Annotated in this window: 20 protein-coding genes; 10 read left to right on the top strand and 10 right to left on the bottom strand. The window is 34.8% G+C overall.

What is annotated here, in order from left to right; translation table 11 throughout:
• Window positions 1-225 precede the first annotated feature (225 nt).
• Entirely contained in the window at window positions 226-660 is a 435-nt protein-coding gene (gene rpiB / locus C8D70_RS11630; protein WP_034694035.1) for a ribose 5-phosphate isomerase B, read from the bottom strand.
• Between the two features lie 643 nt (window positions 661-1,303).
• Between rpiB and C8D70_RS11625 the strand changes: the two genes are divergently transcribed.
• Window positions 1,304-2,494 (top strand): phosphoglycerate kinase, encoded by a 1,191-nt coding sequence (locus C8D70_RS11625; protein WP_076595177.1) that lies wholly within the window; start codon window positions 1,304-1,306, stop codon window positions 2,492-2,494.
• Between the two features lie 1,559 nt (window positions 2,495-4,053).
• Here C8D70_RS11625 and C8D70_RS11620 read toward each other — a convergent pair.
• The 6 genes from C8D70_RS11620 to C8D70_RS11595 form a co-directional block, all read right to left on the bottom strand.
• A complete protein-coding gene (locus C8D70_RS11620; protein WP_076595176.1) occupies window positions 4,054-4,875 on the bottom strand; it encodes a class I SAM-dependent methyltransferase in 822 nt (273 codons plus the stop codon).
• Window positions 4,876-4,988: 113 nt separating this feature from the next.
• On the bottom strand, window positions 4,989-6,851 hold the full coding sequence (gene mnmG / locus C8D70_RS11615; protein WP_110367422.1) for a tRNA uridine-5-carboxymethylaminomethyl(34) synthesis enzyme MnmG: 1,863 nt from the start codon (window positions 6,849-6,851) through the stop codon (window positions 4,989-4,991).
• 147 nt (window positions 6,852-6,998) lie between these two features.
• Complete coding sequence (ybeY, locus tag C8D70_RS11610) at window positions 6,999-7,418, bottom strand: rRNA maturation RNase YbeY (RefSeq protein WP_110367421.1); 420 nt, start codon at window positions 7,416-7,418, stop codon at window positions 6,999-7,001.
• Window positions 7,419-7,422: 4 nt separating this feature from the next.
• On the bottom strand, window positions 7,423-9,582 hold the full coding sequence (locus C8D70_RS11605) for a patatin-like phospholipase family protein (protein ID WP_110367420.1): 2,160 nt from the start codon (window positions 9,580-9,582) through the stop codon (window positions 7,423-7,425).
• Window positions 9,583-9,584: 2 nt separating this feature from the next.
• A complete protein-coding gene (locus C8D70_RS11600) occupies window positions 9,585-12,032 on the bottom strand; it encodes a bifunctional UDP-N-acetylmuramoyl-tripeptide:D-alanyl-D-alanine ligase/alanine racemase (RefSeq protein WP_110367419.1) in 2,448 nt (815 codons plus the stop codon).
• Between the two features lie 194 nt (window positions 12,033-12,226).
• Entirely contained in the window at window positions 12,227-12,814 is a 588-nt protein-coding gene (locus C8D70_RS11595) for a thymidine kinase (protein ID WP_062672824.1), read from the bottom strand.
• Between the two features lie 61 nt (window positions 12,815-12,875).
• On the opposite strand from C8D70_RS11595, the gene C8D70_RS11590 reads away from it, so the two are divergent.
• The 5 genes from C8D70_RS11590 (at window position 12,876) to C8D70_RS11575 (ending at window position 17,895) form a co-directional block, all read left to right on the top strand.
• Window positions 12,876-14,354, top strand: a complete 1,479-nt coding sequence (locus C8D70_RS11590) for a hypothetical protein (protein ID WP_110367418.1) — start codon at window positions 12,876-12,878, stop codon at window positions 14,352-14,354.
• A gap of 2 nt (window positions 14,355-14,356) precedes the next feature.
• On the top strand, window positions 14,357-15,031 hold the full coding sequence (gene rsmI, locus C8D70_RS11585) for a 16S rRNA (cytidine(1402)-2'-O)-methyltransferase (RefSeq protein ID WP_110367417.1): 675 nt from the start codon (window positions 14,357-14,359) through the stop codon (window positions 15,029-15,031).
• Between the two features lie 389 nt (window positions 15,032-15,420).
• A complete protein-coding gene (locus tag C8D70_RS21205) occupies window positions 15,421-15,552 on the top strand; it encodes a hypothetical protein (RefSeq protein ID WP_262509788.1) in 132 nt (43 codons plus the stop codon).
• A gap of 276 nt (window positions 15,553-15,828) precedes the next feature.
• The gene (gene fabG, locus C8D70_RS11580; protein ID WP_076595169.1) at window positions 15,829-16,572 is read left to right on the top strand and encodes a 3-oxoacyl-[acyl-carrier-protein] reductase; all 744 of its coding nucleotides are present in this window, start codon (window positions 15,829-15,831) and stop codon (window positions 16,570-16,572) included.
• A 3-nt stretch (window positions 16,573-16,575) separates the two neighbouring features.
• Window positions 16,576-17,895 (top strand): DUF6056 family protein, encoded by a 1,320-nt coding sequence (locus C8D70_RS11575; RefSeq protein ID WP_110367416.1) that lies wholly within the window; start codon window positions 16,576-16,578, stop codon window positions 17,893-17,895.
• 34 nt (window positions 17,896-17,929) lie between these two features.
• On the opposite strand, the gene C8D70_RS11570 is transcribed toward C8D70_RS11575, so the two are convergent.
• Entirely contained in the window at window positions 17,930-18,970 is a 1,041-nt protein-coding gene (locus tag C8D70_RS11570) for a GMP reductase (RefSeq protein WP_076595167.1), read from the bottom strand.
• Window positions 18,971-19,031: 61 nt separating this feature from the next.
• Between C8D70_RS11570 and C8D70_RS11565 the strand changes: the two genes are divergently transcribed.
• From C8D70_RS11565 to C8D70_RS11555, 3 genes are read left to right on the top strand one after another with little or no spacing between them, the layout of a single operon-like run.
• Window positions 19,032-19,775 carry a prolipoprotein diacylglyceryl transferase gene (locus C8D70_RS11565; RefSeq protein ID WP_181416126.1) on the top strand — a complete coding sequence of 248 codons (744 nt, stop codon included), beginning with the start codon at window positions 19,032-19,034 and terminating at the stop codon, window positions 19,773-19,775.
• Window positions 19,772-20,005 (top strand): hypothetical protein, encoded by a 234-nt coding sequence (locus tag C8D70_RS11560; RefSeq protein ID WP_110367414.1) that lies wholly within the window; start codon window positions 19,772-19,774, stop codon window positions 20,003-20,005. Before C8D70_RS11565 ends, C8D70_RS11560 begins: the two co-directional genes overlap by 4 nt.
• A 10-nt stretch (window positions 20,006-20,015) precedes the next feature.
• The gene (locus C8D70_RS11555) at window positions 20,016-21,419 is read left to right on the top strand and encodes a radical SAM protein (RefSeq protein ID WP_110367413.1); all 1,404 of its coding nucleotides are present in this window, start codon (window positions 20,016-20,018) and stop codon (window positions 21,417-21,419) included.
• A 53-nt stretch (window positions 21,420-21,472) separates the two neighbouring features.
• Here C8D70_RS11555 and surE read toward each other — a convergent pair whose 3' ends face one another.
• Together surE and C8D70_RS11545 are read right to left on the bottom strand one after the other, a co-directional pair.
• Window positions 21,473-22,261 (bottom strand): 5'/3'-nucleotidase SurE, encoded by a 789-nt coding sequence (gene surE, locus C8D70_RS11550; protein ID WP_076595163.1) that lies wholly within the window; start codon window positions 22,259-22,261, stop codon window positions 21,473-21,475.
• Window positions 22,262-22,549: 288 nt separating this feature from the next.
• Window positions 22,550-22,720, bottom strand: coding sequence for a lmo0937 family membrane protein (locus tag C8D70_RS11545; RefSeq protein WP_047426491.1), 171 nt, complete (start codon window positions 22,718-22,720; stop codon window positions 22,550-22,552).
• A 342-nt stretch (window positions 22,721-23,062) separates the two neighbouring features.
• Between C8D70_RS11545 and C8D70_RS11540 the strand changes: the two genes are divergently transcribed.
• Entirely contained in the window at window positions 23,063-25,192 is a 2,130-nt protein-coding gene (locus C8D70_RS11540) for a carboxy terminal-processing peptidase (RefSeq protein ID WP_110367412.1), read from the top strand.
• Window positions 25,193-25,232: the final 40 nt, after the last annotated feature.

The raw sequence follows: 25,232 nt of genomic DNA, 5'->3' as shown, positions 1-25,232 counted from the left end.
AATCATCAGAAATTATCTTTCAGTTTGCTTACAACGGGAGCTTTAGTTTTGTATAAATTTAATACAATTCTGGAGAAGAAAAGAGAAAAACCTTCTATTAAATATATTTCAAATATAAGAAAGGCTTTGGGGAATAATAGAGTGTAATTTCTATTGGACACTGCAAATGTACGAATAAAAAATAAATAAGGCTTGCAAAGTAATTTACAAGCCTTATTATAGTATTTAGCAAACTGCAATTTTATCAACTCTGTTCTGGTGTCTTCCACCTTCGAAGTCTGTTGAAAGAAATTTATCTACAATTTCAAGCGCCAGCTCTTTAGATATAAATCTTGCCGGCATTGAAATCATGTTGGCATCATTATGCTGTCTTGCCAGTGTTGCAATCTCCGGCATCCAGCACAAAGCGCATCTAATTTTCTGGTGTTTGTTTGCAGTGATCTGAACTCCGTTTCCGCTTCCGCAGATCAGAATTCCAAGCTCATTTTCTCCGTTTTCCACAGAGGTTGCAGCAGGGTGTACAAAGTCCGGATAATCCACACTGTTTGTGGAAAACGTTCCAAAATCCTGTACTTCAAAACGTTCTGAAAGATAGTTCTTAACAATCTCCTTATATTCATAGCCTGCATGGTCCGCTGCAATAGCAATTTTTCTTTTCATAATACTCTTATTAAGCTTTATTAGATTCTATTTCCTTACAAAGGTAAGAATAATAACAATTCGTGTTAGTAAACCCTGAGTTAATTGTGAAAAGGTATGTGAATAACTGTGGAAAACTTTTCTCAACTTTCTATTTTTAAAGATGAATTTATTTCGTAATAGAAAATCTTTCCTCAAACTTTTCCCACAACTTTCCAGATGTTTTCTTCAGCTATCCCCAGATTTTTCCATAATAAAATAACTAATAATGGCTTTGTTTCAAAGTTATCAACATTTGTTAATAAGTATTTGAAATTGCAGGTTTACAGAGTTTTATAATGTGAGTTAAATATGAGTTGAATAAAAGTTGAATGTTATCAATTTTTAGCCTAAAACTTATCCCCGAAACTAACAATACTCAACAACAACTACATCATTCTTTTTTTTATAAGAGAAAGAATTGTTGATTAATGGGTGATTGGGTTCGGGGAAAGTTTTTGAAAACTTTTATTTTAATCAAACTGTTGAAAAAGTTTAAAACCTTACATTTGTGAAACAAAAATTCAATGAGGTTTATGAAATTGTTCCTGCGAGATTTTTACAAAAACTAAAACGGATTTCTGCAGAACAGTCTCATAAGGCTAAGTAAAAAATAAATCTATTTATGAAAACAATCAATGATCTTAATTTTAAAGATAAGAAGGCTCTGGTAAGAGTGGACTTCAATGTTCCGCAGGATGATCAACTGAAAGTGACAGACAACACAAGAATTGTTGCTGTGAAACCTACAGTGGAAAAGATTCTTAATGATGGTGGTTCTGTCATCTTGATTACACACCTTGGAAGACCAAAAGGAGAGGTTAAGGATGAATTTTCCCTTCAACATATTGTAGGTGAAGTTTCTTCTGTTTTAGGACAGGAAGTAAAGTTTGTAGACGAATGTATCGGAGAAAAAGCAGAGCAGGCAGCTGCAGATTTGAAACCAGGGGAGATCTTACTATTGGAAAATGTACGTTTTCATAATGAAGAGGAAAAAGGAGATGCTGCATTTGCTGAGAAGCTTGCTAAATTAGGAGATGCTTATGTAAATGATGCGTTTGGTACAGCGCACAGAGCTCATGCTTCCACAGCAGTAATAGCTCAGTATTTCCCATCAACTAAATATTTCGGTTTACTAATGGCTAAGGAGCTTCAGGCTATCGATAAGGTTTTAAAAAGTGGTGAAAAACCTGTTACAGCTATTCTGGGAGGTTCTAAAGTTTCAACTAAAATTACCATTATAGAAAATATTCTTCCTGCAGTAGATAATCTGATCATTGGCGGAGGTATGGCATTTACCTTTATTAAGGCTCTTGGAGGAAAAATCGGTACTTCTCTTGTAGAAGAAGATAAACTTCCTTTGGCCCTTGAGATCTTAGGAAAGGCCAAAGAACATAAAGTAAAAGTATATCTTCCGTCTGATGCTATCATCGCTGAAAGCTTTAGTAATGATGTAGAAATAAAAGAAGCTGATATTTATGCTATTCCTGAAGGATGGATGGGACTTGATGCTGGTCTTAAATCAAGAGATCAGTTTAATGATGTATTGCTGAATTCACGCACAATTCTTTGGAATGGCCCGATTGGAGTTTTTGAAATGTCAAATTTTGCTGCTGGAACAGTTGCATTAGGAGAGAGTATCGCAGAAGCAACAAGATTGGGAGCTTTTTCTTTAGTGGGAGGCGGTGACAGTGTTGCTTTCGTGAAGCAATTCGGATATGCTGATCAGGTTAGTTATGTTTCTACCGGTGGGGGAGCAATGCTTGAAAGTCTTGAAGGACTTGAATTACCAGGGGTAGCTGCCATCAATAATTAATAGGAAATATAATATATTTTAAAGCCTGCTAATTATATTAGCAGGCTTTTTTTATTTCTTAGATTTAATTAAAATCCTTTATTGATCGGTGTTTTAATACTATTTTAGATATAACTTGTAGTTATATATAGATAGGTTGAATTCTCTTTCAGTGACTTATGTTTTTCAGGAATTTTATGATCACAATATTCTTGTAAAATTTATGTATATAGGAGACTTTATTTCTGTTTTTATTCTCATTTTGATTTGGTAAATGACCATGATTTTTGCAATACTATTGATATAAAGAGAGGTGTTTCTTCTATAAATTATACCTTGTATTTCGAAAAATATAGAAAGAGAAATTGATATAATTTTATGAAAATTATTAGAAAGTTGGAAGGAGGATTTGTGATTTTTTCTTCTAATTGGAATAAGACTTTATTCATCTTTTTTTGGAAAAAATATGATAGATTGATTTAAAAATGAAAGATTTCTGGAAATAGTATTTTTGCTTGTTTTAATTTTAAATTTCTTTTATAAAAGTAGAGATACAAATTTTTGTGAATCCTGGAGATTTAAATTTATTTTTTTTATTTCACATATAAGTGACTATCTTGTATCTTATTGTATATTAATGATTAAACTAATTTGTTAACTGTTTTATTCCTTATCATTTTCATATGATCATTTTCCATAATATTAGAAATAAGTGCGTAAGTGCAATAAAATGAGTAAGTTAATGCCTTTTTGTTTTTTTTAGAACTTTTTCCAGGATAAATTTTAGTTCGTTTTTGATTTTTATTTCTTTAGACTGAAAAATTTGCTATGAAGTTTATAGCCTTCTATTTTCAAATTTTTTGTTGAGTATTGAGTTTTGAATTCTCTAGGATTATTAATTTTTATTATTCCGATTTTCTCAAAAAATAGTAACCAATCAATTTTCATCAATTTTTTTTTTAAATAGAGAAAAATTATTTTAATAAAAATTATAAAGTGGAGTAGGGGAGTTCTTTTTTGTTTTTATATAGTGGAAGAATTATTTTAAGAGGAAATTCGATTTTCAATTTTGCTTGTGGCCAGAAATATATTTACCTGTTCAGCTTTAATTTTTTATTTTCAATAAAACGTCGAAAAATGACCTTCATAAATAGTTTAAAAATCGATTTTCTATCTTTTTTAGAGTATTTGTATCTTATTTTATTTTGAAGTTAAATTGAAGCTGTTTTTGTGGTAATTTATCTTGTTAAAACTAAATTTCTTCTTTTTTTCGCTTGTTTTTATGGTTTTATTGAATACTAAGTTAGAAAGTTAAATAAAAGCTTTAAGTACATAAATTACTGAGGAGATGATCTATATTTTTCTTTATTATTAAAATGGAGTAGGGGAGATATTTTTTATTGATAGGTAAGGAAGGTAAATTTCTATTTTATTTTTAAGTCTTTACAAAATAGATGTAGGATTTAAAATATAAATGTATTCCGGAAAAAAGAAAACTCAGGATTTTTCTCCTGAGTTTTTGATTTTTAAGCTAAAGATGCCGAAAATTGACCTTCATAAATGGGTCAAAAATCGATTTTCTATCTTTTTTCGATAATGTATATCAAACTTGAAAATTCGTTCGAAAATAAGGCCTTTGCGTTAGAAATTGTTCCGTAAACCATGGCTTTTATCCAAAATAGCGGTGATTTTTTATATTTTTCGCTCAACATGGAGATATAATAAGAATCAAGAACCAAAGGTTTGATCTTTCTCATTTTCCAGTCAGGATTTTTAGAAATTAAGTTTTCCATACCTTTTTTTGAAAAATGATAGATATGTCTTGGGACATCATAAGCTGCCCAATACTCTTTATAATGTTTCGCATCATAAGAAGTAGGGTTAGGAACAGCAATAACAAGAATTCCTTTTTCTTTTAATTTTCCATGGAAAATAGCAAGCATTTCATCCTGATTCTCGATGTGCTCAAATACATGCCAGAGCGTAATAGCATCTAAGGTCTTTTCTTCAATTTTATTTATATTATCTAAGATGGAAGCCTTTGTAATTTTTCCTTTTGCTGCTTTTCTTGCATCAGAATCCGGTTCAAATCCGTAGGTTTCAAAATCATTTTCTATATACTTTACAAACTCTCCGGCACCGCATCCGTAGTCAAGAACTTTTGATCCTTTTTTTATTCTGTCTACGAGTATATTCTTTTTGTACTGCAGATTGAAAGACTGAAGAAATTTATAAAGCTTTTCTTTCATACTTCCGGAATCCTGGTGATGAGAAATATAATCTTCGCTTTCATAATATCTGGAAATATTGGATGGGATAGGAGTGGTTTTAAATACACCTTTTGTTTCTGTCTCTTTAATTTCAAATATTTCCTGTGAAAGAAAATGATCTTTTATTTTCATTGAAGTAAATATCTTTAATATGATAAAAAATTAAGATATCCAGAAGTTTTTTACGCTTTTAAATACCTTAATTTTTGTTTTTGTCTTTAATGTTTCACGTGAAACATTTTTTATTAACGTCCTAAATAAACTAGTAATACATTGATATCAGCCGGAGAAACACCGCTTATTCTTCCTGCCTGGGCAATTGTCTTCGGACGAACATTTGTCATCTTCTGTTTTGCTTCTGCAGAAAGACTGCTTAGTTTTGTATAATCGAAGTCTTCCGGGATTTTAATATTTTCAAGGCGATTCAGTTTAGCTACATTTTCCTTTTCTTTCTCAATATATCCTTTATATTTAATATTGATCTCTGCCTGCTCTCTTACTTCTTCATTATATTGAGTAGAAATTTCTTTAATAAAATCAATTTCGTCCAGCTTTTCTAATGTCATATTAGGTCTTGTAAGGATTTGAGCTGCTCTGTAGGCCTGATCTACAGGACTACTTTCAATAGATTCTAAAACCGGGTTGATAATACCTGGTTTTAAAGAAGTTTCTCGAAGAAACTCTTCAAGTAATTGACTTTCAGATATTTTGGTTTCAACTCGTCTTAATCTGTCTTCTTTTGCTAATCCTAAATGGTATGCTTTCTCTGTTAATCTGATATCAGCATTATCCTGTCTTAAAAGAAGTCTGTATTCTGCACGTGAAGTAAACATTCTGTAAGGTTCTTCCGTTCCCTTTGTGATCAGGTCGTCAATCAATACTCCAATATAAGCTTCATCTCTGTTTAAGATAAAATCTCCTTTTTCATGAACTTTATTGTGTGCATTGATTCCGGCAATTAATCCTTGACCTGCTGCTTCTTCATATCCGGTTGTTCCATTGATCTGTCCGGCGAAATATAAATTATCAATTAATTTGGTTTCGAGCGTATGTTTTAATTGGGTAGGAGGGAAGTAGTCGTATTCAATAGCATAACCCGGACGGAAAACTTTTACATTTTCGAATCCTGGAATATGTTTCATTGCTTTGATTTGTACATCCTCAGGAAGAGAAGAGCTGAATCCGTTTACATAGATCTCCACCGTTTTCCATCCTTCCGGTTCTACAAAAAGCTGGTGTCTGTTTCTTTCTGCAAAACGATTAATTTTATCTTCAATACTTGGACAGTATCTTGGGCCTAAACTTTGAATGGTACCATTGAACATTGGACTTCTGTCAAAACCTTCTCTTAAAATATCATGTACGGTTTCGTTGGTATATACAATATGACAGCTGAGCTGTTTTGTCAATTTCGGAGTATCAAGATAACTGAACTTTTGAGGATTTTCATCTCCTTTCTGTTCTTCCATTTTTGAATAATCCAAACTTCTTCCGTCTACTCTCGGTGGAGTACCGGTTTTCATTCTTCCTGCTTCGAAACCTAAAGTGACCAGTTGTTCTGTAATTCCAAAAGCTCTTGGTTCACCCATTCTTCCTCCGCCTAATTGTTTATCTCCAACGTGAATTAATCCGTTAAGGAAAGTTCCGTTGGTAAGAACTACAGATTTTGCTTTAATCTCAATTCCTAAAGAAGTAACCACTCCGGCTACTTTATTATTTTCAACAATCAGTTGTTTCACCATATCCTGAAAGAAATCAAGATTGGGAGTATTCTCTAATGCTAAGCGCCATTCTTCAGCAAAAAGCATTCTGTCATTTTGGGTTCTCGGAGACCACATCGCAGGACCTTTTGAAAGATTCAGCATTTTGAATTGGATAGCAGATTTGTCTGCTACAATTCCGGAATATCCTCCCATTGCATCAATCTCTCTTACGATCTGTCCTTTTGCGATTCCGCCCATCGCCGGGTTGCAGCTCATCTGCCCGATGGTCTGCATATTCATTGTAACAAGTAGTGTTTTTGAACCGAGGTTAGCTGCTGCCGCAGCGGCTTCGCAACCTGCATGTCCTGCACCTACCACTATTACATCATATATTTCTGAAATCATTTTTATCTCGCTTGTTTTAAGCTTTAAACCTTATCTTTATAACCAATGTTTCACGTGAAACATTTTTGGAGAATGCACTCTAGGTAAACTTATATTATTGCTAGAATAGAGTACTTTAGGTGCCGGACCTTAAGTGATTCTTCAATTTTAAAACTTTGAATCCCTGTATTTATCCAGATACAGTTCTTCCATTCTCCGCATCTCTTTTTCTTCCTCTTCCGTCTTGTCTTTATAGCCTGCAAGGTGTAAAATACCATGCGCTAAAACCCTTCTTAATTCTTCTTCATAATCTCGGGAAAGGCTAGAGGCGTTATCAGAAATGCGCTGCAAAGATACGAAAATCTCACCGCTTATTGTCTTGCCTTTTACATAATCAAAAGTGATGATATCTGTATAATAATCATGCTGCAAATAATCCTGATTGATCTTAAGAAGATATTCATCATCACAGAAAATGTAATTGATTTCTCCTGGTTTTTTTCCTTCTGAAAGAATGAGATCTTCCAGCCATTTTTTGTAATCTGCACTTACCGACTCTGGTAAGTTTTCATAAAAGAACTGTATCATTTTTTTAAAACCAGTGTCCTAAAATAACACTGAATATACCTTTTTGGTTATTTTTAAGTGAGTGGCTGAAGTTTACTTTGATCTGTCCGAAAGGAGATTTGTAACCTGCCGTTATTCCCAGTGAGCTATAATTTACTTTCACTGCTTCTTCAAACTTGATATCGTTTGATAAATTTGCAAAGGTAAAGTTTCCACTGATAAAATAGTTTTTATTAAACTTAAACTGGATATCATTAGATGCCAGTATGACATTGTTTGTATAAAGCTGGGCGAAATAGAATCCTCCAAAACTTTTAAAATTGATGAGATTCTGCTCAAAAATTCCTCCCAATCTATATTGATAGTAGGGAGGAAGGTTTTCACCGATAGTAATTCCTCCAAACAGATTGAGACGATAACTGAATTGTTTATTAAGTGGAATATTGAGTTTAAGGTCTGCTTTGATCTGAATGATTCTTTTATCAACTTCAGACTTTAAAAGATCTATAACCTTTCCTTCTGCAGCAAAATAAACCCCTTTTGTAGGAAATTCCTTATCATCCTGAGTATCGGTTTTAATAAAGGCATAAGGGTTCAGAAAACGGCTGTACCGCCTGTTATCTCCACTGCTGTTTTCTGCTTTGAAATAATCATGGCTTATACCGCCGCCAATGGCAAATTTATCTTTCCAAATAGACTGTATATAAGCTTCGTTTCTGATCCATTCCCAGCGGTCTACTACATAATTATCTATATTCTTTATATCGAAGCTCATTCCGGAGGAATAAAGGCCAACTCCCGGAATGTATCCGTTATCTACAAAATAATTCAGGTAATATCTGAGACGATCCCCAACAACAACATCCAGAGAAAGGTTTGAATTTTTGAATAAAAGTCTTTTTGCAGAATAATTCAAAAGAAGTCCTGTTTTAAAAACCTCGTCATAATGGAGGCCAAATTTTAAAAAATGACGGGTATCATCTTCAGTCACGTAAAGCTTCAGATAGTTAGTATTATTCTCCTGAACGATGTCATAATTGATGAATTTGTAGTTGTTGGTAGCAACCAGTTTATCGATCATTTTATTAATATTTCCATACGTCTGCAGAGAAGGGAGACGCAATCCCATTTTTCCCAGCGTATAGTTCTTTCCATAAATTTTACTTCCTTCGATGGAAATACTGTCTATTTTATAAACGTTGGAATATATTGGATTTACCTGCTGTCTGAGACGGTCAAATGGTCTCTTCGGCAGCTGATCCAATATCTTGGAATATTTTAAACCTTCCACATATCCGCTATCTAAAATTTTCTTTTTGTCATCATAGCTTGTGGCAGACATGCCTTTAAGATTGGGTTTGATATTGATGTCTGTGTATTTGTATTGTCTGCGGGTATCTCTTTTGATTCCGAAATCAATAACCTGGTTAAGAATGGCTATAATATTGTTCAAATCTTCTCTTTTCGAGAGATCCTGGTTAAGGTCCACACCAATGACGATATCAATTCCTTTGTCCTTTAAAGGCTTTGACGGATAGTTTACCGTCATTGCTCCGTCAATATAAATGCTGTCGCCAATTTTTACAGGATCCATTAAAGAAGGAAATGCCGAACTTGCCATAATAGACTGCACGAGATCTCCTTTCTCAAAGATCTGCATATTTCCGCTTTCAAGATTGGTAGCAACACATAAGAATGGAATGGGCATCTTAGAAAAGTCTTCAATATTGGAAACGTTTTTGAAAAGTTCTTTCAGAAGATAAACGTTTCTTTGGCCGGTGCTGATAGAAGAGGGAAGAGTGATTTTTCCGTTTTTAAGCGGAATGGATAAAAGATATTTGTCTACGGATTTGTTAAAAAAGCTGGCTTCCTGCCGGGACTTCGGATCCATAATCAGAGAATAAAAATCGGTATCCATGACTATTTTTTCTATTTCTTTTCCGGAGTATCCGGCGGCATACAATCCGCCCACAATGGCTCCCATGCTTGTCCCGGAGATATAATCCACTTTCACTCCTAACGAATCCAGTACTTTAAGAACTCCTACATGTGAAAAACCCTTGGCACCACCACCGGCAAGCGATAGTCCTATTTTGGGATTCTCCGGAATTACCAGATTTTTTTTTACCTGAGAATGGATCAATAACAGTTGGAATATGAAAAGCAGAATCAGGAGTTTTCTCATAGTTAATCTTTTATATAAATCCGTTTCACCCGTGGTGAAATGGAGGTTAATACTTCATAGGTTATCGTTTTGCAGTAGCCTGCGAATTCTTTTAAACTTGGTTTGGCGTTGAAAACAGTTACCGTGTCGCCTTCCTTTACATTCGGAATATAGTCTACATTGATCATCATCATATCCATACAGATATTTCCTACGATAGGAGCCAGTGTTTTATTTATCCCTACATTTCCTACCTGGTTTCCGATCAGTCTTGGAATTCCGTCTGCATATCCCACAGGAATCGTTGCAATTCTTGTAGGATGATCTGCTTTATACCTTCTGCTGTAGCCTACAGATTCTCCGTTTTCAACGGTTGATATCTGTGAAATTACGGTTTTAAAGCTTACCACAGATCGTAATTGTTTCTGAATTTCAGGATCTGCAGATTCTCCCAGCATACCGATGCCAATTCTTACCATATCATGCTGATGATCTTTATAGCTCGTGATTCCTGCTGAATTAAGAATGTGGCGGATAGGAGTGTAGCCTAATTTTTCAATGAGGCAGCTTGAATTTTTCTCGAAAACCTCCAGCTGTTTCAGCGTGAATTCTTTTTCTTCAGGCATATCAGAAGATGATAAATGACTGAACATACTTTGAACCTTTACATTTTTTCTTCTTAAAGTTTCGCTTAACTGATTCAGCTCAAAATCCTTAAAACCAAGGCGGTGCATTCCTGTTTCCAGTTTAATATGAATAGGATATTTTTTATCATAACCGGATTTCTGAACTGCTTCATAGAATAATTCCAATACTCTGAAACTGTAAATTTCAGGCTCAAGGTTATATTCAATAATCGTCTGGTAGCTGTGCTGTTCAGGATTCATCACAATAATAGGAGTGGTGATCCCTTTCTTTCTAAGTTCAACTCCTTCATCAGCATAAGCTACCCCAAGATAATCTATATGGTGATGCTGAAGAAATTCTGATACTTCAAAACTTCCCAAGCCATAGGCATTGGCTTTTACCATGGCCATCATTTTAGTTCCGGGCTTCAGCAATGATTTATGATAGTTGATATTGTGAAGAATTGCATTAAGGTTTACTTCCAATACCGTATCATGCTTTCTGAGTTCAAGAATATCTTTCAGTTTTTCAATCTCAAATTTTCTGGCTCCTTTCAGTAAGATAATCTGATTTTCTATTTCAGTAAGGTACTTACTTTCAATCAGCTCTTTGGTATCAATAAAAGTATAGGTTTTAGCTTTAAATAATTCACTAAATTTTGATATTTCATCACCGATTAAGAATACAGAATCAAAATGCTGCTCATTCACCAGTTCAGAAACTTCTTCGTACAATTCTTTGGCATTGGAGTTCACTCCTACAATGTCTGTTAGGACCAATGATTTTTTAGGTTTGTTGTATTCATTCAAAAACTGAAGAGCAGTCTTCAAAGAATCGAGGTCAAGATTAAAAGAATCGTTGATTACAATATTGCCCTTAATTCCTTCAATCGCTTCAAGCCTCATTTCAACGGCTTTTAAAAGGTTGATTTTTTCAACGATCTTTTTATTTCCGATATTCAGTTCCTTAAGCACAGAGATAAGCGCCATAGCATTGGTTAATGTAGCTTCGTCTCTCTGATGAACCGGAAAACTGATTTCTTCACCCAAATATTCAACAATGATGTTATCATCCTTAGAAATATTATTTTTGATGAAAACCTGATTCTCTTTTTTAAAACCGTAAGCAATTAATTTTTTGTCAGAATAGGATTTTTTTATTTTTAGATCAACCAGAGAATTGTCACCATTATAAATGATGACTTCGGAATTTTTAAAAAGAATAATTTTTTCATCAATCAATTCTTCCTCGGAATAAAAGTTGGCAGCATGAGCGGTTCCAATATGAGTTAGTAATCCGATCTGAGGATGGAAAATATTTTCAAGCTTTTCCATTTCATCAGGTTTTGAAATTCCCACTTCAAAAATTCCCAGCTGATGAGAATTGTTGATCTGAAGAAGAGAAAGTGGAAGACCGATCTGAGAATTAAAACTTTTAGGGCTTTTAACGGTAGGAAATTCATTCCACAGACATTGGTAGAGCCATTCTTTTAAAATAGTTTTACCATTACTTCCCGTAATCCCGATGGATTGTAAATGAGAATGTTCGAAATGATACTTTGCTAATTTTTGAAGAAATTCTACGGAATTTTCAACAATAATCCAGGTTATGTTTTCAAACTCAGGATAATGATGTTCAGAAATAATGACATTGATACCCCTGTCCATTACAGATTCGATAAATTTTTCACCGGAATTTTTATGTGTATTGATCGCAATAAAAGCAGTGTTCCTGGTAGAATAAATAATTCTGCTGTCATATGCTATATTTTTGATCAATAGATTTCCGTCTCCAATGACCTGTGCATTGGTAATCTCTGCAATGTGTTGTACTGTATAATTCATTGGTACCCTTTCTGCTTTATTTTCAGCGAAAGAGCAAAAAGGTAAAATAGTAAAAGGTTAAAGATTTATGAGATCATCTGTTTTTTCCTTTTTAATATTTTACGATAAAGCTTTTCCGCTTTTCATTTTATATTAAGTGAATATTATGTTTTGATGCAAACAGCTTATTTCTCTGTTTTGCCTTTATCCATTTATTATTTTCTTTTTGAAAGTACTTCGTCAATAAAAACACGGCGGCTTACTGCTTCATAACTTTCTGTTTCTCCTAATTCTACCAGATTATCTCCCTGGGAAGTTCTCATGGAATAGTTGGCCAGATTACCTGTTCTCTTACAAATAGCATGCACTTTTGTAACATATTCGGCAGTCGCCATCAAATTAGGCATTGGTCCGAACGGCCGTCCCAAAAAGTCCATATCCAATCCTGCAATCACCACTCTGATCCCGCTATTGGCAAGCTGGTTGGCCACATCCACAATACTTTCATCAAAAAACTGAGCTTCATCAATGGCTACTACATCACAATTGGAAGCCAGCAGAAGAATTTCATTAGGGTTTTCTACTGCTGTACTGCGGATTTTATTCTGATTATGGGACACTACATCCTCTTCAGAATACCGTACATCCATCTTTGGTTTAAAAATTTCCACATTCTGCCCTGCCATTTCCGCTCTTCGCAATCTGCGGATCAGTTCCTCGGTTTTGCCGGAAAACATAGAGCCACAAATCACTTCCATCCAACCACTTTGTTTGGAATGATTAATTGTATTTTCTAAAAACATTTGTTAAATTAGCCGTATATTTTTAACATCAAAAGTAAGCAATTTTAATAAGAATCTTATTATGCAGAATATCCAAGATTTAAAGGAAAAGATTTTTTTTGAATCCATGAATATCATTGATAATCTGGACAAAATAAGCAATATAGACGAATTACTTTCCAAGCAAGATCTTGTAGATGAGCTTGCTAACAGGATTTCTTTTTTGAAACTGCTGGAAAAAAATATTGAATACTTCGCAGCAGACCATCCGGCACAGAATCCGGATCATCAGTATATCTCTTTTGTTTCAGGAGAAGCAGAACATCATGATAACGGAAATGAAGTGACCGAAGAGGAAGCTATTTTCAATAATGAACTGAATGAAATTGATGAAAATGAAGTTTATTCAGACGGATCTGAAGAAGAGGAAGCTGTTTTCAATAATCAGCTGAATGAAATTGTAGAAAACGAATTCCACGAAAATATCGTAAGTTTTGTAGAAGAAAATAAGATTGGAAACGCCTCTGAAAGTCAGGAAAAGTCTTTTGGTAATGAAACGCTGGAAGAAGAAGCTGCTTTCAATAATGAACTGAACGAAATTGATGAAAATGAAATTTCAGAGGAACAGAGAGCTGTGTTGAGCTTTGTAGATGAAGATAAAATTCTGGCTAATTCCAGACCGGATTCGGATGAAGATCTCAATGAAGACTTGTTTCATCATGAAGTGACGGAGGAAGAAAGTATTTTCAATAATCAGCTTAATGAAATACAAGAACAGGAAGAAAAAGCTACTGAATCGGAATCTGAAAAAGAAAATGATTTTGCTTTAGCAGACGATGCAAAATCTTCTGTAACAGAAACCATTCCAAGTATTTTTGATACAGAAACACTTGATGATGAAATATTGATTGAAGAAAATGAAGAACAGTTTGTCGCTTCAAATGTTTCAATAGAACAGGGAGAAATGGCTACAGAAACTTCCAATGTGGAGAATATTCTGAGCGATATTAAAAATGATTATTCAGAAGAAACAAAAGAAGAAAGCATTCTGGCTGAAGTCTATGACCGAAGAAAAATTGTTGAAATCGATAAACCTGTTCGTGAAGAAACAGATAAACATCCTTCTGATGAGAGCTTCGAAAATTTAGAAGAATACCATCGGGAGAAAAAAATAAAACTTGCCAGTATCAAAGGAATGAAGGCTGTTCAGTCACTTTTTGATGACGACCACCTGGAGCTTTCCAAAGAAGAGAAAACTTCTCCGGTTGTAAAAGAAGACGCAGGAAGCATTCTGAAATCCAATATTCCAACCCAATTCATGGAAGCAGATAAGCTGAAACCAGAATTTAAGCTGGATCTTAATGACAGACTTGCCTTCACAAAAATGCTTTTTGAAGGAAGCCAGACAGATCTGAATGATACCGTATATCAGCTGAACAAATTCAGAACACTGGAAGAAGCTAAAGAATATCTTAGTGATCTGTATTATGAAAGAAAATGGAATAAAGTGGATGAATACGCTCAGAGACTTTGGATATTGGTAGAAAATAAATTCTTATAATTTTGAGCGGAATCCTATATTTTGTTCCCACACCCGTCGGGAACCTTGAAGATATGACCTTCAGAGCGGTAAACGTACTGAAAGAAGTTGATTATATTCTATGCGAAGACACCAGAACTTCCGGTGTACTTTTAAAACATTTTGAAATATCAAAGCCTTTAAAATCTTATCATTTGCACAATGAGCACCAGGCAACAGAGAAAGTGATTACAGACCTTAAAAACGGCCAGAATATCGCTATTATTACTGATGCAGGAACGCCTGGTATTTCGGATCCCGGATATTTACTGGCAAAAGCAGGAGCGGGCAATAATATTGACATGATCTGCCTTCCGGGAGCAACAGCGCTTATCCCGGCACTGGTGGTTTCAGGACTTCCCAATAATGAATTCTTATTTGCAGGATTTCTGCCACAGAAAAAAGGAAGACAAACAAAGCTGAAGCAGCTTGCTGAAGAAAAAAAGACCATCGTTCTTTACGAGAGTCCTCATAAAATTAATACCACTTTGGAGCAGATTAAAGAATTCTTCGGAGAAGAAACCAAAGTAAGCTTAAGCCGTGAGATTTCTAAAAAGTTTGAAGAAACTAAAAGAGGAACAATCAATGAATTAATTGAGTTCTCAAAGAGTAAAACTTTAAAAGGGGAGATCGTTCTTATTGTCAATAATTCTATTTAATTTTTCTTGAAGACATTAGTTTTATATTGTGTTCTATAGTCTGTACAGCGCAGACTAACCAATATATGAAGGTGATCCTTTCGAAAAAGACAAGGAAGGAAATCATTCCTTATTCTGAAAAGATCCGTTTTTCAGGGAAGAACAGGCTTTTTGTTTTAAAAGATAAAAAATGATTTCTGTATGATTTTAACGGAAAGCAGCTCAGCACCCGGGAATTTAAAGAAGATTATAACTTTGAAGACGGAAAAGCCCTGATCAGTAATGAAAATAATGAAAATAAAATCATTGGAAACAATGGTCAGACCCTGCATAAATTTTCAAAACAGATCGTAAACATCAATGCTTATCCTTATCTGATTATTCAGAATAAAAGGACATGAAAGTACGGCTTGATAGATGCAGAAGAAAGTACGATTGCTGAAGAAACCTTTAACGATATCACCCCGGAATATTATGGTAAAAAAGAAGGAAAATTCGGGGTTTGCAATTTTCAGAATGAACCTTTGAAAGATATTATTTAGGATACATATTTCTGGCAAAAAGAAGTATTGAGATTAGATAAAAGTAAGAAAAAAGATTTTATTTATTTCACCAGATTTAAAAATAATTCCGGTTAACTTTAGTAAAAATCCTGATAATCTTCAAAAAAAAGTCAGTATTTTGACAAATTCAATGGGTTGAATAACATTTTATAATATCTTTGCAAACCGTTTTATTCCAGAAAGGAATTGTAAAAACATGAAGAGACAGCTGTCACTGGCTGAACGAGTTATAAAAGAAAATAATTGTCAATAGATATGAAAATATTAGAAGGAAAAGTAGCACTAATTACCGGAGCTACAAGAGGAATCGGTAAGGGTATCGCTGAAATGTTTGCCCAGCAGGGGGCAAAAGTAGCATTTACCTACGCTGGCTCTGTAGACAAAGCAAAAGAATTAGAAGCAGCTTTAAGTTCTGTAACCCAAATTAAAGGATATCAATCTGATGCATCAGATTATGATGCCGCTCAGAAATTGGTGGATGATGTAATGGCAGAGTTCGGGCAGATTGATATTTTGGTAAACAATGCAGGGATTACCAAAGATAATCTCTTATTGAGAATGTCCAAAGAAGATTGGGATAAAGTAATCAAAGTAAACTTAGATTCAGTATTTAACCTTACAAAAGCAGTAATTAAGCCGATGATGAAGGCAAGATCAGGATCTATCATCAATATGACTTCTGTAGTTGGAGTGAAAGGTAATGCCGGGCAAGCCAACTATGCAGCTTCAAAGGCCGGAGTTATCGGATTTACAAAATCTGTGGCACTGGAGTTAGGATCAAGAAATATCAGATGTAATGCGATTGCCCCTGGATTTATTGAAACAGAAATGACAGCTGTGCTGGACGAAAAAACAGTTCAGGGATGGAGAGAAGAAATTCCAATGAAGAGAGGAGGACAGCCCGCAGATATCGCCAATGCTTGTGTATTCTTAGGCAGTGAGATGTCTGCTTACATTACCGGACAGACGTTAAACGTTGACGGTGGAATGTTAACTTAGAAAATGAAAAAAGCACAGAATATAGTATTATTCTTGTCCGTTTTACTATTCATCGGTCTGGCATACATTAGTAGATTTAATGTATATCAGACCGATGATTATTTTTGCTCTTATGCCGCCAGAAAACTTGGGCTGGTACAATGTTTTATAGATACCTATACAACATGGGGAGGCAGATATTTCGGATATTCTCTCAATATGTTTAATCCTGTATTTTATGACAGTAAAAATATTGTTCCGAAAATATATCCTGTCTTTCTGATGCTTTCTTTTATTGGAGTTTCAGCATTAAACTTTAAAGAATATTTCAACTATTCTACTAAAGAGTCTCTAAAAAAAGGATTTCTATTGTTTTTCTTCTACACAATGCTATTGGTAAGTCTACCAGAACATTATTTCTGGATCACAGGTTCTAATATCTATTTTGTTCCTGTTATTTTGTCCGGTATTTTACTCTGGTTTTTCAAAAAATATGAGGATTCAAAGCAGAAAATATGGTTTTATCTTTCATCTTTGCTTATTATTATTCTCATGGGGTCTAATGAAATTCTGGCATTGATAATTGAAGGAATTTTAGTACTCTCTTATTATCAGAAACGGAATAGAGAAAATCTCTTTTTGATGATGTTGGGAACAGCTTTTTTACTTGTATGTTTTCTTGCACCAGGAAATTTTAACAGGATGGGAGAAGTGGAAAATGGAATGGTAAAATGGTTGAAGAGAATTGCTCTTTTGGGTGCTGATACTGCCTATGTGGGACTTAAGGTTATTGCCGTACTTCCATTGTTTATTAAGGTTTTTGAAGAAGATCTGAAAAAAATCACCACTCAGATAACATGTAAAAAATCAGCTTTATTCTGGTACGTTTCCTTTCTTCCTTTACTGTTTACAAGTTATATTCTTACCTCTATCGCAAGACAGTTTGAAAGTATACTCTTTTATTTTCTGCTTACTTCTTCACTGTTATTATATTTTAAATTTGAAAGAATTAAAAGATTCTGGTGGGTTTCTCTGCTCATTGTTTTTCTACCTGAACTAAAGGTTTTCCCGGCAAAATATTCTTATTTTAATATTGATTTCAACGGTGAAAATATAGTCAAGGAGCTTCTGACTACAGATCTTAACGAATATGAAAGAGAGATGAATGAAAGAATAGATAATATTAAAAACTCCTCTCAGGACTCTGTGGTAGTAGACAAAATAAAAGAAGTTCCAAGAGTTTTATATATGGATGAAATGGCTTCTGTAAAAGAACAGGAGACTTATGTAAATGATCAGCTTCAAAAATATTTCAATAAAAAATATATCAGAACAAAAGAATAAAGGCTTTAGATAAATGTTCTAAAGCCTTTTATTTCTATTCCTTAAAAATCTGGTTTTCCTGTTCCTGAACCCTGATAAAGGTTGTTCTTTTGGACAGCTCTTTAAGCTTCGAAGCACCTACATAAGTACAGGTAGATCTTACACCTCCCAATATATCCTTTACAGTATCTGCTACCGGGCCTTTATAGGGCACTTTCACGGTTTTTCCTTCAGAAGCACGATACTCTGCTACGCCTCCGGAATGTTTATCCATTGCTGTTTTAGAACTCATACCATAGAAAAGGCGATATTTTTTACCGTTTTCTTCTATCATTTCGCCACCACTTTCGTCATGTCCGGCAAACATTCCGCCCAGCATTACAAAATCTGCGCCGCCACCAAAGGCTTTTGCTACATCTCCGGGTACTTTACATCCTCCATCAGCAATGATTTGTCCGCCCAGCCCATGCGCAGCATCCGCACATTCAATAATCGCAGAAAGCTGAGGATATCCTACTCCTGTTTTTACTCTGGTAGTACAAACTGATCCCGGGCCAATACCTACTTTTATGATATCTGCACCTACCAAAAGAAGTTCTTCTACCATTTCTCCGGTTACTACATTTCCGGCTATAATAACTTTCTCTGGAAAATTCGCTCTTGCTCTTTTCACAAAATCGACAAAATGCTCAGAGTAACCATTGGCTACATCTATACAGAGAAACTCAATTTTGGGGTGCTTTTCGAGAATCTGTTTTATCTTTTCTTCGTCTGGCTTTCCCGTTCCTGTGCTTAATGCAATATATTGATAAATACTTTCGGGCTGGCTTTCCAGAAACTTACTCCATTCTTCAGGAGTATAATGTTTATGAATAGCAGTAATGATTTTTTCTTTGGCTAGTTCTACCGCCATTTCAAAAGTTCCTACGGTGTCCATATTGGCGGCAATTACGGGAATTCCAGTCCATTTTTTCTTAGTATGCTTAAAAGTAAACTCTCTTTTCAAATCAACCTCCGAACGGGATTTTAAAGTAGAACGTTTAGGGCGGAACATTACATCCTTGAACCCCAGTTTTATGTCATATTCTATACGCATTTTGTAATTATTTGTCAGAATAAAGGTAGTGAATAATATGAAATAGTGTATTTTTGAAATAATGGATTTTCCTGTAACTTTTAACATTTTTGGCAAAACAATCCTTGCACATCCTCTCTTTGAGGCGGTTGGAATGTTTTTGGGAATGAGATATTATTTTTATCTGAAGCGTAAGTCAACAGAAAAGCTTTCTTTCAATACTTCTGCCGCGGTTTTAATAGGAGCTACTGCCGGAGCTTTGATAGGTTCCAAGCTAATCGGTAATCTTGAAAACCCTTATGCATTATTTGAAAACTTTTCTATCAGAAAGTTCTGGTCAAACAACACCATTGTGGGAGGGCTGGCTTTTGGCTTATTGGGAGTAGAGATGGCAAAAAAGATAGTGCATCACAAAGAAAGTACGGGAGATCTTATTGTTTTTCCCCTGATATTGGCCATGATTATAGGCAGAATAGGGTGTTTTCTTACAGGGATTGATGAAGAAACATATGGCATTCCTACTGATTCTGTTTTTGGAATGCATTTGGGAGATCAATACCTCAGGCATCCTGTTGCTTTGTATGAAATAGCTTTTTTAATTGTTCTTTGGATAGGACTAAAATATATTCAGAACCTTAAGAAATATCCTTCCGGTTTTATTTTTCAATTGTTTATGCTTGGCTATTTTATTTTCAGATTCTTTTTAGATTTTATAAAACCAAGAGTTGAGCTCATAGGAAATCTTGGTATGATTCAAATGGTCTGTATCTGTGTAATTATTTACTATATTTATACTATAAACACCAAAATTTTATATTTAAAATGAAAACCTTAACTATTTTGGAAGTAGGAAATCTGGCTGGGGTAGTTGTAATGATTGTAGGTGCGATTATTTTGGTTGCACTGGTTTTTTCCCTCATCGTCGCTTTTATTACAAAACTTATTTATGAAAGGAAAGGAGCCCGGAAATTCAGCAAAAAACAATTTATTCAAACAATGCTTATATCCCTTCTGATCTGTGGATTGATCAGCGGCTATATTTGCGGAGGACTTTAAAAATTTTGCTATGCCAGTAAGAAACTATACTTATTACGATTATACAATAAGTCTCTGCCCGGAATGTCTGAAAAGGGTGGGAGCAAAGATTATCATAGAGGATGAAGCTGTTTTTATGACAAAAAGATGTCCGGATCATGGATTTTTTAAAACAAAAATAGCTTCTGATGTACATTATTATAAAAATATAAGAAACTATAATAAAGCCTCTGAAATGCCGCTCCATTTCGGGACCGATGTGGAATATGGCTGTCCTTATGATTGTGGGCTTTGTGTAGATCATGAACAGCATAGTTGTCTTTCTATCGTAGAAGTTACAGATCGTTGTAACCTGACCTGTCCAACCTGTTATGCGATGTCCTCACCTCATTATGGAAGTCACAGAAGTCTGGAAGAGATTGAAGCTATGTTTGATGTTATTGTGAAAAATGAAGGGGAGCCGGACGTTGTCCAGATCAGTGGGGGAGAACCTACCATTCATCCGGATTTTTTCAAAATTATGGATATTGCCAAGTCAAAACCTATCAAACATCTGATGCTGAATACCAACGGAATCAGAATAGGCAATGATCCTGGATTTGCTGAACAGTTGGCAACCTATGCTCCTGAGTTTGAAATATACCTCCAGTTTGATTCATTTAAACCTGCAATACTGGAAGATTTCAGAGGCAAGGATCTTACTGCAGTCAGAATGAAAGCACTGGAAAAGCTCAATGAGCTTAACCTTTCTACTACATTGGTTATCGTCCTTCAAAAAGATAAAAATATTGATGAAATTGGAAAAATTATAGAGTTTGCCCTGAAACAGAAATGTGTGAGAGGCATTACCTTCCAGCCCGTTGAAATCGCCGGAAGAAACCGGGAAGATTCTGCTCATGAAAAAATTACCTTAACTGAGGTAAGACAGGAAATAATCAATCAGTTTCCTTTGTTAAACTCTGATGATATCATTCCGGTTCCATGTAACCCGGATTCCCTGGCTATGGGATATATTTTAAAACTTCAGGGGGAAACAATTCCTTTGACCCGATATATCAATCCTGCTGATCTTCTGAATAATGAATCAAGGAATACCATTGTTTACGAACAGGATAAGGGTTTGCATATGCAGCTGCTGGATATTTTCAGTACCGGAATTTCAGTAGATAAAGTTCAGCCTAAAGTCAATCAGTTACTGTGCTGTCTGCCGGAAGTGTGTGCCCCGGATCTCGACTATGATAACCTTTTCAGAATAATTATCATGAACTTTATGGATGCTCATGATTTTGATGTACGGGCAGTGAAGAAGTCGTGCGTACATATTGTCAATAAAGACCTGAAGTTAATCCCTTTTGAAACGATGAACCTTTTTTACAGAGATGAAAAAAGGGCTTATCTGGAAGAACTCAGAAAAGAAGATAAAGTATTATTTTAGCCATATAAAAAGCAAAGCGTGAAATCTGATTTCACGCTTTTATTATCTCCTTGTTATTTTACTTCTTTTACATCTTCAAAAGTCATTACATCTTCCAATGTTTTCATGTATTCATAAGCTGTAAGGTCAAACTTCACCGGAACGATAGAAATATATCCGTTAGCTAATGCCGTTTCATCAGCATCTTCAGAATCATCCATATTGTTGAAATAACCCGTAAGCCAGTAATATTTTTTACCATGTGGATTAATCCTTTCATCAAAGCTTTCTTCCCATTTTGCATTGGCCTGTTTACAGACTTTTACTCCTTTTATTTCTGATGCAGGAAGTTTAGGAATATTGACATTTAGTACAACACCTTTAGGCATTGGATTTTCCAATGTTCTTCTTACAATATTCTGAATAAATTCCTTAGCTTGGGTAAAATCTGCTTCCCAGCTGAAATCCAGTAAAGAGAATCCAATCGCAGGAATTCCTTCTACACCGGCTTCTACAGCTGCCGACATGGTACCTGAATAGATTACATTGATAGAAGAATTTGCTCCGTGATTGATTCCTGAAACCACAATATCAGGTCTTCTGGTCAGAATTTTATCAAGAGCCATTTTTACACAGTCAACAGGAGTTCCGCTGCAGGAAAAATCTGTCTGCGGGCCGTCCAGCGTAACTTCTTCGTAACTTAGGGTTGAATTGATGGTAATAGCGTGGCCTTTTCCACTTTGAGGAGAGTTGGGGGCTACAACCACTACTTCTCCGATTTCATTCATAAAACTGACAAGATTTCTAATACCTGGAGCTGTAATTCCGTCATCATTAGTCACCAGAATAAGTGGTCTTTCCATAAATTATCTTTAATTTTTTATTTAAATAGAGTGAGTTTGTTCATTTTCAGAATTGAACCAATAGATTTTCAACACATCAAATGTAGGTAAAAATCAGACGCAATAAAATACCAGATTGGGATTGGCTGTTGCGAAAAGATAAATAAGATTCTTGTACTTTGACTTATAGAATGAAGAACCAAGTGTAGATAAGGAAAAGTACATAGGAGAAAAAATAAAACTGAAATGAAGGAAATTTAATATGAATTTCATTTCAGTTTTAATTGAAGTGGTTGTACAACTATTAAACTAGTCGAGAGGTTTTCTGCCGGATATGATATTATAAAGAATAACAATAATGGCAATGACCAGTAAAACGTGAATTAAATAACCTGTGCTCATTCCGGGAACTATTCCTAACATCCCCAATAGCCAAACAACGATGCAGATGACTGCTACTAACCATAGTAAACTTTTCATAACTTAATATTTTGAATTTGTATGGTTAATTCTCTGCATATTTTATGCCTTTATGTCTGAAAATTAGTTTTTGTGGTATGTGTTTTTTATTTTTTAATTAAAAAAATAAAACTTAGGATACGTCAGAAAAAAGACTGATCTGTATAATTTTGTAATGAAACAGCCTGATAATAGGAAATGACTAACATTGTTTTGATTATTTGCAAATCTCTTTAAATAAAAATGGCCAAAACTGACGATATTTGTAAATAAGGTATTAAATTTGATCATTTGTAACAGTACCAAACTTACTGCTACTAATAGTATACTTATTTTAAAAAAATTAATAAATAAAGACAGTTTATGTGGAAAAATTTCAAACTGAATAAATTTTTACTCCTGATTCCATTAACCAGTCTAATGTTTTGTTTCAACTCGCCACAGAATGACGATGAAAAGATGCAGACGATAATGGTGAGCGTAAAAAATACACTTTCTTATCTGCATTATAGCCCGAAATCTATCAATGATGCCTATTCAAAGGACGTTTATAAGCATTATTTCGAGTTGGTAGATCCGGCAAAAAGATATTTTCTGCAATCTGATATGGATGAATTCAGCAAGCATGAAACCAAACTGGATGACTATATCGGACAAGGTGATCTTACATTCTATAAGCTTACAATCGACAGACTCTACCAAAGAGTGGATGAGATTGATAAAATCACTCAGGATATTTTCAGTAAGCCCATCAATCTTCAGGAAGATGAAACACTTACTCTTGAGCCAAAACTTAAAAAAGTACCTGCCAACAAACAGGAACAGTATAATGAGTGGAAAAAATTCATCAAATACAATATCCTTCAGGAAGTTGAGTCGATGAACAGCAAAGAAGAAGCTCAGAAAGAAAAGAAAGACTCTGTTCAGAAATACAAACTGAAAGATACCATTAAGTTTAAGCCCCTTACTCAGGACGAAAAAATCAAAAAAGCAACTGATGAAGTAAAAGACCTTGTAAAAGATACCTTTACAAGATTCAAAAAGAGAAAGAAAATGGATTGGTTTACCGTGTATATGAATGCGTATACCGAAGTATTCGATCCGCATACCAACTATTATTCTCCAAAAGATAAAGAAGATTTTGATACCCAGTTCACCGGAAAAGTAATTGGTATCGGAGCACTGATCCAGGAGAAAAAAGGAAACCTTTACTTAGGAGCTCTTACCATTGGTGCACCGGCATGGAAATCCAAGCAGCTTTCAGAAGGAGATAAAATCCTGAAAGTAAGATCAAAACCGAAAGAAGATGCTGTAAATGTGGTGGGAATGCTTTCTGACGAAGCGGTAAGACTCATCAGAGGAGAAAAAGGAACGCCCGTAACATTAACGGTTCAGAAAAAAGATGGTACCATTAAAGATGTAACCATGATCCGTGAAGAGGTTGCTATTGAAGATACTTTTGCAAGAAGTATTGTAGTGAACGCTCCAAATGGGAAGAAATACGGCTTTATCAACCTTCCAAGCTTTAATGCTGATTTTGAAAACGCAAAAGGAAGAAATGCTTCTGATGATATCAAAAATGAAATCATTAAGCTTAAAGAACAGAATATTCAGGGAATCATTCTGGACCTTAGGAATAATGGTGGAGGTTCTTTAACTGAAGTAGGAGATATCATGGGGCTTTTCATGGAAGCTGGTCCTTACGTTCAGGTGAAAGACGGAAACGGAAAAATTCAGACGCTTAAGAACAAAAATGAAACGCCAATCTGGACAGGCCCGCTTGTTATTATGCAAAATGAACTTTCAGCTTCAGCTTCAGAAATCCTTGCAGGAGTAATGCAGGATTATGGCAGAGCGATGATCATTGGATCTCCACAGTCTTTCGGGAAAGGAACCGTTCAGACTTTTGTGGATCTGAACAGATTCCTGAACACGGAAGATGATTTTGGATCTTTAAAACTGACAATCCAGAAATTCTACAGAATTACAGGAGAATCTACACAGAGAAAAGGAATTGTTTCTGATATTCAGATGAAAGATTTCTTTACGTATGCTGAAGTAGGAGAGCGATATGATGATTATGCCCTGGCCTGGGATAAAATTCCACCTACAAAATTCCAGAAGCTGAATTACTTCAATATTCAGGCACTGGAAAAAGCAAGTGCAGAAAGAATGGCTAAAAACAGCAATTATCAGTTGTTATTAGAATCTGCTCAATGGAGAGAAAAACTGGATAAAGAAGAAAATATCACGTTGAATATTACGAAGTTTAATGAACTGATGAAGAACAGAAAATCTCAGATTGAAAAGTTCAAGGCTTTGACAAAATTTGAAAACGGACTTCAGTTTATCATGTATCCAAGTGAAATTGAAAGAGAGAAAAAAGACGAAGCTTTCAGGAAGAAATCTGAAATGTGGATCAAGAATCTGAAAAAAGATCTTTACCTGCAGGAAGCAATGAATATTGTATCAGATATGGGAGCTAAATCCTAAACATAAAAAAACCGCTAATTAAAAGATTAGCGGTTTTTTT

The organism is Chryseobacterium sp. CBTAP 102 (assembly GCF_003201365.1).
GTDB lineage: Bacteria > Bacteroidota > Bacteroidia > Flavobacteriales > Weeksellaceae > Chryseobacterium > Chryseobacterium candidae.
Note: the sequence above shows the minus strand (reverse complement) of the source record. Positions and strands in the feature narration are given on the sequence as shown.